Source organism: Bacillus sp. S/N-304-OC-R1, assembly GCF_019749375.1.
Lineage (GTDB): Bacteria > Bacillota > Bacilli > Bacillales > Cytobacillaceae > Cytobacillus.
The window spans coordinates 15,172-27,519 of record NZ_JACWFE010000004.1 but is presented as its reverse complement, the minus strand read 5'-3'; the positions used below and the strand labels follow the sequence as shown (position 1 = coordinate 27,519).

Below are 12,348 nucleotides of genomic sequence, written 5' to 3'. Positions count from 1 at the left end.
GCTACTCATAAAGAATAAATAAGCCATTCCCGTTCAAAATATAAACACCTATATATAAGGGGGATTGCGATGAGTCATCAGTGCTTTTATTGCAGCAATGAAACAAATGAAAAAGAGATTCACCAGGTAACTTTTCAAGTGTCAAATAAGGATAGAGATGAAATTCTCTGCAGAGACTGTTATCAAGACTGGCTACAAGGAATAAATGGATAATTATATAAAAAAAAGAGCCAATTATATGGCTCTTCTCATTTTTAATCAATATTTCATTGACAAAGCTTTTTGTGCTAAGTTTTGATCGTTATGCAATATTTGTCCAAAATCGTATGATGGGTAATAGCCCTTTTGGTACATATAGGTAAATATTCTTTCATGCAAATTAATTGCTCGAATTAATTGATTTAAAAAAACCTTTCTTAATTCGGGGGTAGCCGTTTCTGTTATGGCATTGGCATAATTACGGATTGAGGATTTGAATATACCTAATAAATCTCCTGCATAAAATGCTATATGATCACTTTTTGACTCGGTCACTCTTTGTATAGAGGGCGCAGATGGGTAAAATTGAAGCAGCTCATTTATATTTTTCTCCAAATCTTTAATAGCTCTTTGATAAATGACTTTCAAGTCTTTATCAGTAATTTTTCTGAATCCCATTTTCAACTTTATTAGTCCTGTCGATTGAAATGCAACCAATTCATGAATTTCCAATGTTTCATGCCAGGCTAAAGTTTTCCTGTAGTTATATACCATTTATATTAATCCTCCAATAGCATTAATACATACACAATATCCTATTCAAATTTTGATACCTAGACATTTGTCCAATTTACCAAATGAAAAATAAAATATTTAATACGGAAACGTTCATACTACTAAATGTGCACTTAAAGAAAGGTGGCACTATTTTTATGAACAAAATAAGCTATAGCTTGAGGAGGTTAACGATGGGAATTCTAAGCGGTAATCCAAAAGACGAGCCATTGCATTATGGTGAAGTGTTTGATATTTGGTCCTCTTTATTAGTTGCGAATGGGAAAATTGCCGGGTATCAAACGATGTTAAATCATGCTGGTGATGAGGATTTAAAGAAAATCCTACATGAAGCTTTAGAATTGTCAAAGCAAATGAAGAAGCAAGTTGAGGAATTATTAAAAGAAAATGGTGTTGGCTTGCCTCCAGCACCTCCTGAAAGACCGGAAGCATGCCTTGAGGATATTCCAGTTGGAGCTAGAATCCAAGATCCAGAAATTGCTGCTTCTTTAGGAGCAGATATGGCCGCTGGCTTAGTTCTATGCAGTCAGGTAATGGGAAAATGTATTCGGGAAGACGTGGGTATGATGTTCGGTCAATTCCATACTCAAAAAGCAGCTCTAGGTTTAAAGGTTTTACGAATGACTAAAGAAAAAGGATGGCTAGTTCCCCCTCCTTTGCATATTAATAAAGGACATGATTGTTAATTAAAAACGAAGTACTTGAAACTAGGGCAATTTTGTTTCTGCCCTAGTATTTTTCATTTTTCGATCTTTCACTAAAAAGGTTGTCAAATTTTTTCAAATGACTTATAATCGAACAAGTTACATATATAGTGTTTGCTATTCACACATAACACAATATACAGTGATAAACCAGTAAATATGGTGTCCATTTGGACTTAATAGGGAATCTGGTGAAAATCCAGAACTGTTCCCGCAACTGTAAGTGCTATCGAAATAAGTAGAAACCACTGTCTTTAATTAAGATGGGAAGGACTTAAAGTAGGCAAAGGCACAAGTCAGGAGACCTGCCATATTTATAGCGTGTTATCTTCTTCGGGAGCTGGGAAGGTAGAGCGAGGGTATTTTGATAGACTTTTTTTACAATCTATTAACTTATCAGCGTTTTTACAACCCATCCACTACATGAGTGATGGGTTTTTTATTTATTCTGCCCTCCCCTTCCCATATTACATTTAGAAAAGGGGAACAAGGATGAACACGGATACTGCATTCCATTCTGTATTAGAGGCAATACAGAGGGCTTCTGAGCAATATAAAATTGATGCCGCTCACCTTAAAACACTGTTGGAAAATCAAGAGACTACGGAAAATGAGGCTAATCAGTATGCATTGCAATATAGCTTAAACTGCATTTCAATGGAGCAGCCAAACTGGACCTACTTAGCTGCTCATTTATATCTTAATGATCTATATGCTCAAGCTGCTGATATGCGAAGGTACGAGGAGCAGCAACAATATGGCGACTTCTATCAGCTAGTCGAAAAGTTAACCGAAATCGGGATATACTCTGAGGACTTGCTTCGTCTTTACACAAAGGAAGAAATTTATGAAATAGGAAAGGCCATAGACCCGAGTAAGGATTATCTATTTACTTATGTAGGTCTATTCTTACTGGCAGACCGTTATCTTGCTAGGGATTATGAGAAACATACATATGAATTGCCACAAGAAAGATTCATGATTATTGCGATGACCTTAATGAAAAATGAAGAAAAATCGGAGCGCATTTCCTTAGTAAAAGAAGCCTATTGGGCACTTAGCAATCTTTATATGACTGTTGCTACTCCTACTCTTGCGAATGCTGGAAAAAGCTATGGGCAGCTTTCCTCCTGCTTCATAGATACAGTCGATGATTCACTAGACAGTATTTATTTAAACAATTGGGATATTGCAAGACTTAGCAAGGATGGCGGCGGGATTGGCATTTATTATGGAAAGGTTCGTGCGCTAGGCTCTGATATTAAAAAATTCAAAGGAAACTCCTCTGGTGTAATTCCATGGATCCGGCTCGTGAATGATACGGCCGTAAGTGTTGATCAGCTTGGCCAAAGACAAGGAGCTATTGCGATCTATCTTGATGTTTTCCATAAAGATATCATGAATGGATTTTTAGATTTAAAAACGAATAATGGTGATGAGCGCAGAAAGGCTCATGACATTTTTACTGGTGTTTCGATCCCAGACTTATTCATGGAAAAGCTTCAAGAAGCAGATGAAACCGGAAGAAGCATTGGTGAATGGCATACATTTTGCCCTCATCAGGTGAAACAAATTATGGGCTGGAAGGATGATCAGGGGAATCCGCTTGGATTAGAGGATTTTTACGATGAACGGGATGAAAAGCTCTTTACAAAAAAATATGAAGAAGCTGTTAACCATCCTCTCCTTCCTAGAAAAAAATATCGTGCTATGGATATTATGGCTAGAATTATGGTCTCCCAACTGGAAGCTGGTACACCATATATGTTCTACAGAGATGAGGTCAATCGCCAAAATCCTAATAAACATCTTAAAGGGTTAAGCAGAACGTCTATTTATTGCAGTAATTTATGCACCGAAATTATGCAGAACATGTCTGCTACAGTTATTCAAAATGAATATCAGGATGAAGAAGGCAATATCATTTTTGTCCGCAAACCTGGAGATTTTGTTGTCTGTAACTTATCTTCCATTCATTTGCCGAACGCTGTTAAGGCAAATGTACTTGAGCGGCTGATTCGCATACAAATGCGTATGCTTGATAATACAATTGATATTAATCAAATTTCTGTCGGACAGGCGAAGTGGACGAATCAAAAGTATAGAGCAGTCGGACTTGGGACATTTGGCTGGCACCATCTTCTCGCATTAAAAGGATTTCATTGGGAGTCAGATGAGGCAGTTCAATATGCTGATGACCTTTATGGAGAAATTGCTTATTTGACCATTCAGGCTTCGATGGAATTAGCAAAGGAAAAAGGAGCATACCCATTATTCCCGGGATCTGAGTGGGATAGTGGTGAATATTTTAATAGAAAAGGCTATACATCAGATAAGTGGAAAAATCTACAGCAGGAAATCAAAGCTTATGGAGTTCGAAATGGCTGGATGATGGCAGTGGCGCCAAACTCCTCTACTGCAAAAATCGGCGGTTCAACAGATGGTATTGATCCCCTCTATGCTGTCGAGTATGCAGAGGAAAAGAAGAATTTTAAATTTAAAGTGACCGCTCCTGATTTAAATCATCAAACGTACAATTATTATCGTCATGTTAGACATGAATTAGATCAATTATGGAGCATCAGGCAAAATGCTGCTAGACAAAAACATATTGATCAATCAATCAGCTTTAATCTATATGTTCGCCATGATATTAAAGCTAGAGATTTGCTTGGACTTCATATGGATGCATGGAAGCAAGGCTTAAAAACAACCTATTATGTTCGCAGTACCTCCCAGACCGAAATTGAGGAATGTGAAGCTTGCCATAGTTAAATAACGCCAATACTAATTTTCTTAAGGAGGAACTTATGTCAAATGTATTATTATTGTCCAAAATAAAACTGCTGAACCCGGATTTCCCTAATAAATCGACTGGTGTTGTTAATGGACAAGCATCAGGCATCTTAAACTGGAACGATATCCGCTATCCGCAAATGTACCGCATGTACCAAACATTGTTAGCTAACTTTTGGAAAGCTCAAGAAATTAATATGCAGGATGATATAAAACAGTGGGATACATTAACTCCCATCGAACAAGATGTCTTTCTGAGAATTAACACACAGCTCGCTTCTCTAGATAGTCTTCAGACACCTATGATGTCACAAGTGATGGATTATGTGACTGATCCAAGCTTTAAAGCGATTTTTGCAGTCATTTCACAGCAGGAAGCAGTTCATAATGAATCCTATTCCTATATTTTAAGTTCTCTTATCTCGATTAGTGATCAAATTGCACGCTTTAATCAGGCTAAAGATGATCCAATCGTTAGAAAACGGAATGGGCTGATTTTAGATTCCTACGAAAGATTTAGAGATAAGCCTAATTTACAGCATTTATTCGAGCTCGGCATTAATTCAATTAATTTAGAGGGAATTTATTTCTATGCGGGGTTTGCCTTCTTCTATCATTTAGCCCGTCAGCAAAAAATGCTGAAAACAAGTTCCATGATTAGCTATATTCAGCGTGATGAAATGCAGCATGCGTATTTTATTGCACAATTTATAAAAATACTTTTTACAGAAAATCCCGAATTACGAACCCATGAAAATATTCAATACATCTATGACACTATTAATGGAGCCGTACAACTGGAAAAGGAATGGGCTCAATATATATTAAAGGATATTGACGGAATTGATTTACAAGAGTTCCAAGGTTATGTTGAATATTTAGCAAATAAGCGTCTTCGACAGTTAGGGCTTGAAAATTTATATCAGGATCGAGAAAATCCGATGCCGTGGATTCATGTATTCAGTGATGAAATGATGAATGAAACGAAATCTGATTTCTTTGAGCAAAAATCGCGTACCTATACGAAGGTTTCACAGGATAATGGATTCGATGAACTATGAGAGCAGCCATTATTTATAGTTCAGTAACAGGAAACACAATGGAATTGGCATTATTATTACATGGGATGCTTGCTAGAAAGGTAGATCATGCTGATTTATTCAGTATTGAGGATTTTCCTGCAGGAAGAATAGATGAATATGATGCCATTGTAATTGGAACCTATACCTGGGGAGACGGGGAGATTCCTGAAGAAATGAAATCCATATACCGTTTGTTTGAAGTTAAGAGTAGACCCAATCTAGTCACAGCTGTATTCGGGACTGGAGATAGTTTTTATCCCCACTTCTGTGGTGCGGTTAATATTTTTCGAGATCTTTTAAAAACAAATACAAAATTAGCTGTAACACTAAAAGTTGAATTACTGCCTCAGCTACAAGATCATAAAAGATGTGTAAAATTTATTGATTTATTATTAGAACGCCTATATAGTAAAGAGTTACTTTCTAGTTAATAAATAAGCCGCCTAATGGAAATTATTCCTTGGCGGCTTATTTAAAGTATTATTAGATTTTCATTACTCCGCCTGTGCTAGCTGAAGTTACTAGCTTAGAGTAGCGAGCTAAATAGCCCTTTTTCACTTTTGATTCAAAGCCCTTCCAATTAGCTCTGCGTCTTTCCATTTCTTCATCAGAAACTTCAAGCTGAATAGTACGTTTCTTTAAATCAAGCTCAATCATATCGCCGTCTTCTACAAATGCAATTGGACCGCCTTCTGCTGCTTCAGGAGAAATATGTCCGATTGAGATACCTCTTGATGCTCCAGAGAATCGTCCATCAGTTATTAAGCCAACCTTTGCCCCAAGTCCTCTTCCAACAATTTGTGATGTAGGTGCAAGCATTTCCGGCATACCTGGTCCGCCTTTAGGACCTTCATAGCGGATAACAACAACATGGCCTTCTTTAACCTTTCCAGTAATGATGCCAGATAGAGCATCTTCCTGAGAATCGAAGCAAATAGCAGGACCTTTATGATAGCCGCCAACAGATTCATCAACAGCACCGACTTTAATAATCGATCCATCTGGAGCAAGGTTACCAAATAATACAGCTAATCCCCCTACATCAGAATGCGGATTATCTAATGGACGAATAACGTTCTTGTCCAAAATGTCACTGCCTGCAACATTTTCCCTGATTGTTTTTCCTGAGACAGTTAGGCAATCTCCTTTAAATGCACCGGGTTTCTTGAGAAGTTCATTAATAATTGCACTTACCCCGCCAGCATTATGCACGTCTTCGATATGATAATTTGAAGCAGGTGCAATTTTTGCTAAATGTGGAACCCGGGTTGCAATTTCATTAATGCGCTCCATTGAATATTCGATTTCTGCTTCATGAGCCAGCGCCAAAGTGTGAAGTACTGTATTTGTAGAACCGCCCATTGCCATATCAAGTGCAAATGCATTATCAATTGCATCAATCGTTACAATATCACGCGGTTTAATATCCTTCTTAATTAACTCCATTAATTGCTTAGCAGATTGTTTGACAAATTCTTTACGCTCTTCAGCAACTGCCAAAATCGTACCATTACCAGGTAGTGCAAGACCTAATCCTTCTGCAAGACAATTCATAGAGTTTGCTGTAAACATACCTGAGCATGACCCACAGGTTGGACATGCAAGCTGTTCAATTTCTGTTAATCTATCTTCATTAATTTTTCCAGATTGGAAAGCTCCAACGCCTTCAAAAACAGAAGTTAGATCTAAAGGATTTCCCTCTTTATCTTTACCTGCTTTCATGGGACCGCCACTGACAAATATTGTAGGAATATTCAGACGGAGAGCAGCCATCATCATCCCTGGAGTGATCTTATCACAGTTAGGGATACAAACCATTCCATCGAACCAGTGTGCAGCAACTACTGTCTCAACAGAGTCTGCAATAATTTCACGGCTTGGCAAGGAATATCTCATTCCAATATGCCCCATTGCAATACCATCATCTACACCGATTGTATTCATTTCGAATGGGACGCCTCCTGCTTCCCGGATTGCATCCTTTACAATTTTTCCGAATTCTTGTAAATGAATATGTCCAGGGACAATGTCAATATATGAATTGACTACCGCAATAAACGGCTTACCAAAGTCCTCCTCTTTTACACCAGCAGCACGAAGTAAGCTTCTGTGAGGTGCACGATCAAATCCTTGTTTAATCATATTACTGCGCATTTCTGACACAATGATCCCTCCACATTTTCATTTTTTCAATTACTTTAATCATATTATAGTAGATTAATATTATTTAATTATCCTAAATAATATTATAATTTAACACCAGTTCTTTAATAATGTAAAGGGAAAACTTAAAAGATTCAGTATTTTTATTATGTTTTTATTATATTACATCCTATTTCAGAATAATTTATACACCCCATCTTTTATGATTTTGCACAAAAAAAAGCAAGCTAATTCAGCCTGCCCTTATCTGTTCTCTTCCTTTGTAAAAGTTAAAAAGAAAAACAGCAAAAAACTTAATAATAATATAGATCCGCCTACGATATATAAAATAGTGTTTACTGCACTTGGAAGAAATTCCGGTCTAAAAATATATAAAGACATCCCTCCAGTTAATCCGATCGAGCCGATGACTGCTGTATACACATGCAATTTTGCAAGAATTCCAAGCTTAGGAGAAAAAACTTTATAATATACTGCCCATGCAAATAATGATAACCAGCCTACAACAAGTATATGTGCATGGATTGGTCTAAAGGCATAATCTCCCGCTCCAGCCATATGTGAACCTAAAAAAGCTCCAATTAAGCCAAATAATGCAGATAATCTTAATAGCAGCTTACTATAATTATTCATTTTTTGTCATCTCCCTATAAATATACTTTTCCAATTTATTCTAACAAATGTACACCTAGTAATATACCAATATCCTTATACAAAACGATTGTTTAAAAAAATGGTACTAGCACCTTATTTCTTTTCTCGAACCTATATTAACCTCCTATTATGAACGGAAGATGAACATAATTTTACAAACCAAAATATAGAGATATTTATTACTTCTACCAGTATTATTTGTTAACTAAAAATAAAATAAGTTGACATATATTACGTAATCCAATTATGCTTATTTTATAAGTACTAACAATTTTTGGAGGAAAGAAAATGAGAAAAGGATTACGGACAATAGATTTAACATTAGCTGGAATGTTTGTCGCCATGATGTGTATTGGTGCAAATATTACTACCTTCGTTCCCTTTCTGGTGATTGGCGGAGTTCCGATTACACTTCAAACGTTTTTTGCGATTTTAGCAGGAGCCGTTCTTGGCAGCCGGCTAGGTGCAATTACAATGGCTGTTTATGCATTTGTTGGTCTTGCAGGAGCCCCGGTATTTGCTAAATTTGGAGGCGGTTTATCATCTGTAGTTAGTCCAACGTTTGGCTTTATCTTATCTTTTATGCTTACTGCCTATGTAACTGGTAAAATAATCGAACTAAAAAAAAGCATGTCTATTTATATTACGGCTGCCTTAATTGGCTTGATCATTAACTATGTTTTCGGTACTAACTGGATGTATTTTGCCTATAAGCTATGGGCTGCTGCTCCAGATGGGTTTACATATAAAATGGCTTGGATGTGGATGGCTGTTCCATTGCCAAAGGATATTGTTCTAGCTATTTGTGCTGGAATTATGGCTAACCGCCTTGAGTATAAAGTGTTTGCCCGAAGCCAATTTAGAAAAATTGGTAATGTATAATTTGCTAAAATTAAGGAGGAGAAAGTATTGGGAAAATGGAGTAATCTTGCTCAACATGTTTTAGAAGGACATGAACTTTCAGAAGATGAAGCATTAAGCATTTTAAATTGTCAGGATGATGAGCTATTAGAGCTTTTACAAGGAGCTTATAAAATTCGCCACCATTACTATGGCAATAAAGTAAAGCTAAATATGATAATAAACACGAAATCAGGTCTTTGCCCAGAAAACTGCGGCTACTGTTCACAATCAAGTATATCAACTGCACCAATTGAGAAGTATCGCATGATGGATAAGGATTCTATCGTGAAAGGTGCGGAACAGGCATATAAAATGAATGTTGGCACATATTGTATCGTGGCGAGTGGAAGAGGTCCAAGTAATAAAGAAGTAGATCAGGTCGTTTCAGCAGTGAAGGAGATAAAAGACAAATACAATCTTAAAGTATGTGCTTGTCTAGGATTGCTTCAGCCTGAACAGGCAGCAATGCTAAAGGCGGCTGGTGTTGACCGTTATAATCATAATATTAACACTTCTGAAAATCATCATGAATCTATCACAACTTCCCATACATACGCAGACCGGGTTAATACAGTTGAATTAATTAAAGAACATGGAATTTCTCCATGCTCTGGAGTAATTGTAGGTATGCGTGAAACGAAGGAAGATGTCGTTTCTATGGCAAGAAGCCTAAGGATTTTGGACGCAGATTCCATTCCGGTTAATTTTCTTCACGCGATTGATGGAACTCCACTTGAAGGAACAAAGGAATTAAATCCGCGATACTGTCTTAAAGTATTATGTTTAATGAGGTTCATTAACCCTTCAAAAGAAATTCGGATATCTGGCGGCCGTGAGGTCAATTTAAGAAGCCTGCAGCCTCTTGGACTATATCCAGCAAACTCTATATTTGTTGGTGATTATTTAACAACAGCTGGACAAGAGGGCTCAGCAGACCATCAAATGCTTAAAGATTTAGGCTTTGAAATTGATTTTGTTCCTGTTGATGCAGCTACATGCTAATTGAAAAAAGCAATATTCAAAGTACAGGCAGAAGCTACCGGGGCTGCCTGTACTTTTTCGATTATTTTTCCAATGTTTTCGGTAAGGTCACAATAAAGGCGGATCCCTTCCCTTTCTCGCTCTGCACATTAATTTCTCCATTATGCATTTCCATTATGGAATATACAATAGACAATCCAAGACCTGTCCCTTCAACAGAACGGGTTCTTGAAGTATCCGCCCGATAAAACCTGTCGTAAATTCTTTCTATTTCAGCAGAGTCTAAACCTATTCCATTATCTTTAAAGGTAACTTCAATTTGGTCTGGCATTTCTTTCAAGGTTATTTCTATTTCACCGTTTTCACCACAATATTTAATGGCATTTGTTAATAAGTTTTCCCAAACGGAATAAAGCAAGCTAGGGTCACCTATATAAGATGCCTCAGGCAGAGAATAGCTGACCATCATTCCTTTTTCACTTAAAACCCATTGATATTGCCTAATCACTGTTTTTACCTGCTCGCTAATATTAAACCTCTTTTTATCCAGCAAATCTCTTTTGCTATCTATGGTAGATAATAATAAAAGCTGTTTTGTTAAATACGATAGGCGATTGACTTCTGAATCCACAACAGAAAAATATGTTTTTTCCTGTTCATTTAAATTTGCGCTTTTTAATAGCTTTAAATATCCTTTAATGTTTGATAATGGCGACTGGATGTCATGGGAAATATTCGTAATGAATTCCTTGCGCACTTCATCAGCTTTTTCTAATCTGTGAGCCATCGTTTGAAAGCTCGTCGCTAAATCCCCTATTTCATCTTTTCTTCTAATATCCAGCTCTATGCCATAATCTCCTTCAGCAATTAATGTAGTTGCCTTATTCAATTTTGATATTGGCTTTATGAGAAATTTTGTAATGATTAATACTAGGAACATACTGATAACAATAATTCCAATAACTAGCCATCCAAACATGAGATGCATTTCATTAAACAATAATTTTATATCCGGCCTAAGGAACAGAGCAAATCTTTCATTTTTAAATACGAAAGGAACTCCTACCGTATTCCTAAGCTCATTAGCAAAGAACCCTGTAACAAATGTTTTATGAGGAAACGCCGCTATTCCGTGATAAATCTCGCCTTGTAACACCTTTTTCGTTGATTTATCCGGAAGATTCTTTAATCTATATGCCGCCCCAAAATATTGCTGCTTCCCAGTTTCATTGATAATAAAAATTTGATAGCCTATTGAACCTAAATGATCGAAATAATCTTCCAGATTTATTTGGTCCTGTGATTGAATTAAGTCGGTAATTTCCAAAGCAATATTCGTCATTTTAACATCATTTTGTTTCTTTAAATTCTTTTGATAATAAACATTCGATAACAAAAATGAAAGTAACCCGCTTAAAAGCATAATGAGAATTGTAGTAATAGCAAATTTCGAATAAAGTGACTTCATTTATGTACCTCAAGTGAATATCCTATGCCTCTGATTGTCTTAATCGTAAAGTCATTTTCCGTCAAGGTAAAACGTTCTCGTAACCGTTTTATATGGACATCAACCGTACGTTCATCACCTTCATAGTCTAGTCCCCATACTTGTTCAATGAGCTGACTTCTGCTAAATACCTGATTAGGCTGGGATGCCAGATAATATAAGAGCTCGAACTCCTTTAAGGGCAGAATGTATGTTTTTCCTTTTAGCTCTACTTCATAGCTTTTTTTATTGATAAACATGGACCCTACGCGAATATTTGCTTCCATGACCTTTCCGTATCTTCTTAGCAATGCGTTTATTCTAAACAAAAGCTCTTTAGGCTCAAAAGGCTTTACAAGATAGTCATCCGTTCCAGATAAATATCCCTTTTCCTTATCTTCAATTTGTCCTTTAGCTGTTAATAGTATTATTGGAATATCATAGTTCTTTCTAATTTCTTCAGTTAATTTATATCCGTCCATTACAGGCATCATAATATCGACAATCGCCAACTGACAAATATAATTATTCAGCAATTCCAGCGCTTCCGCCCCATTGTCTGCCTCTATTATTTGAAACCCTTCTTTCATTAACAATTCCTTAATTAAATACCTGATATGCTGATCATCGTCGGCTACAAGTATAGTTTTCATTTCTCCACCTTCTCCCAAGAAGTTTCTGTATATATTTTAGTAAAACAACTATATAAAAACCAATGATTAAGTTTTTTCTACACAAAAAAAGGCTTCACCCCGTAATTCTCTTTTGGTATCCATTCACCAAATCAAGAGTGGGAGTCAAAAGC

At 36.5% G+C, this 12,348-nt stretch carries 12 protein-coding genes and 1 riboswitch; of the genes, 7 read left to right on the top strand and 5 right to left on the bottom strand.

Going from position 1 to position 12,348, the window contains the following annotated elements:
* Positions 1 to 69: 69 nt before the first annotated feature.
* The gene (locus H0173_RS05245) at positions 70 to 213 is read left to right on the top strand and encodes a hypothetical protein (protein WP_221845305.1); all 144 of its coding nucleotides are present in this window, start codon (positions 70 to 72) and stop codon (positions 211 to 213) included.
* A 45-nt stretch (positions 214 to 258) separates the two neighbouring features.
* Here the strand turns inward: H0173_RS05245 and H0173_RS05240 are convergent, their stop codons facing one another.
* Positions 259 to 753: a spore coat protein gene (locus H0173_RS05240; protein ID WP_221845304.1), complete on the bottom strand. Its 495-nt coding sequence runs from the start codon at positions 751 to 753 to the stop codon at positions 259 to 261.
* Between the two features lie 194 nt (positions 754 to 947).
* Here H0173_RS05240 and H0173_RS05235 point away from each other — a divergent pair, with 194 nt between their 5' ends.
* The 4 genes from H0173_RS05235 (at position 948) to H0173_RS05220 (ending at position 5,787) form a co-directional block, all read left to right on the top strand.
* A complete protein-coding gene (locus H0173_RS05235; RefSeq protein WP_221845303.1) occupies positions 948 to 1,460 on the top strand; it encodes a DUF3231 family protein in 513 nt (170 codons plus the stop codon).
* 161 nt (positions 1,461 to 1,621) lie between these two features.
* Positions 1,622 to 1,805, top strand: a riboswitch (cobalamin riboswitch).
* A gap of 165 nt (positions 1,806 to 1,970) precedes the next feature.
* Positions 1,971 to 4,253: a ribonucleoside-diphosphate reductase subunit alpha gene (locus H0173_RS05230; protein WP_221845302.1), complete on the top strand. Its 2,283-nt coding sequence runs from the start codon at positions 1,971 to 1,973 to the stop codon at positions 4,251 to 4,253.
* A gap of 35 nt (positions 4,254 to 4,288) precedes the next feature.
* Positions 4,289 to 5,335: a ribonucleotide-diphosphate reductase subunit beta gene (locus tag H0173_RS05225; RefSeq protein ID WP_221845301.1), complete on the top strand. Its 1,047-nt coding sequence runs from the start codon at positions 4,289 to 4,291 to the stop codon at positions 5,333 to 5,335.
* Positions 5,332 to 5,787: a flavodoxin domain-containing protein gene (locus H0173_RS05220; RefSeq protein ID WP_221845300.1), complete on the top strand. Its 456-nt coding sequence runs from the start codon at positions 5,332 to 5,334 to the stop codon at positions 5,785 to 5,787. The genes H0173_RS05225 and H0173_RS05220 overlap by 4 nt, the downstream gene beginning before the upstream one ends.
* Positions 5,788 to 5,839: 52 nt before the next feature.
* On the opposite strand, the gene ilvD is transcribed toward H0173_RS05220, so the two are convergent.
* Positions 5,840 to 7,519 (bottom strand): dihydroxy-acid dehydratase, encoded by a 1,680-nt coding sequence (ilvD, locus tag H0173_RS05215; RefSeq protein WP_221845299.1) that lies wholly within the window; start codon positions 7,517 to 7,519, stop codon positions 5,840 to 5,842.
* Between the two features lie 243 nt (positions 7,520 to 7,762).
* Entirely contained in the window at positions 7,763 to 8,152 is a 390-nt protein-coding gene (locus H0173_RS05210; protein ID WP_221845298.1) for a hypothetical protein, read from the bottom strand.
* Between the two features lie 309 nt (positions 8,153 to 8,461).
* Here H0173_RS05210 and H0173_RS05205 point away from each other — a divergent pair, with 309 nt between their 5' ends.
* Together H0173_RS05205 and bioB are read left to right on the top strand one after the other, a co-directional pair.
* Complete coding sequence (locus tag H0173_RS05205; protein ID WP_221845297.1) at positions 8,462 to 9,055, top strand: biotin transporter BioY; 594 nt, start codon at positions 8,462 to 8,464, stop codon at positions 9,053 to 9,055.
* 27 nt (positions 9,056 to 9,082) lie between these two features.
* Positions 9,083 to 10,078 carry a biotin synthase BioB gene (bioB, locus tag H0173_RS05200; protein ID WP_221845296.1) on the top strand — a complete coding sequence of 332 codons (996 nt, stop codon included), beginning with the start codon at positions 9,083 to 9,085 and terminating at the stop codon, positions 10,076 to 10,078.
* Positions 10,079 to 10,139: 61 nt separating this feature from the next.
* Here bioB and H0173_RS05195 read toward each other — a convergent pair whose 3' ends face one another.
* Complete coding sequence (locus H0173_RS05195) at positions 10,140 to 11,525, bottom strand: sensor histidine kinase (protein WP_221845295.1); 1,386 nt, start codon at positions 11,523 to 11,525, stop codon at positions 10,140 to 10,142.
* Positions 11,522 to 12,196, bottom strand: a complete 675-nt coding sequence (locus H0173_RS05190; RefSeq protein WP_221845294.1) for a response regulator transcription factor — start codon at positions 12,194 to 12,196, stop codon at positions 11,522 to 11,524. Before H0173_RS05190 ends, H0173_RS05195 begins: the two co-directional genes overlap by 4 nt.
* Between the last annotated feature and the right edge of the window lie 152 nt (positions 12,197 to 12,348).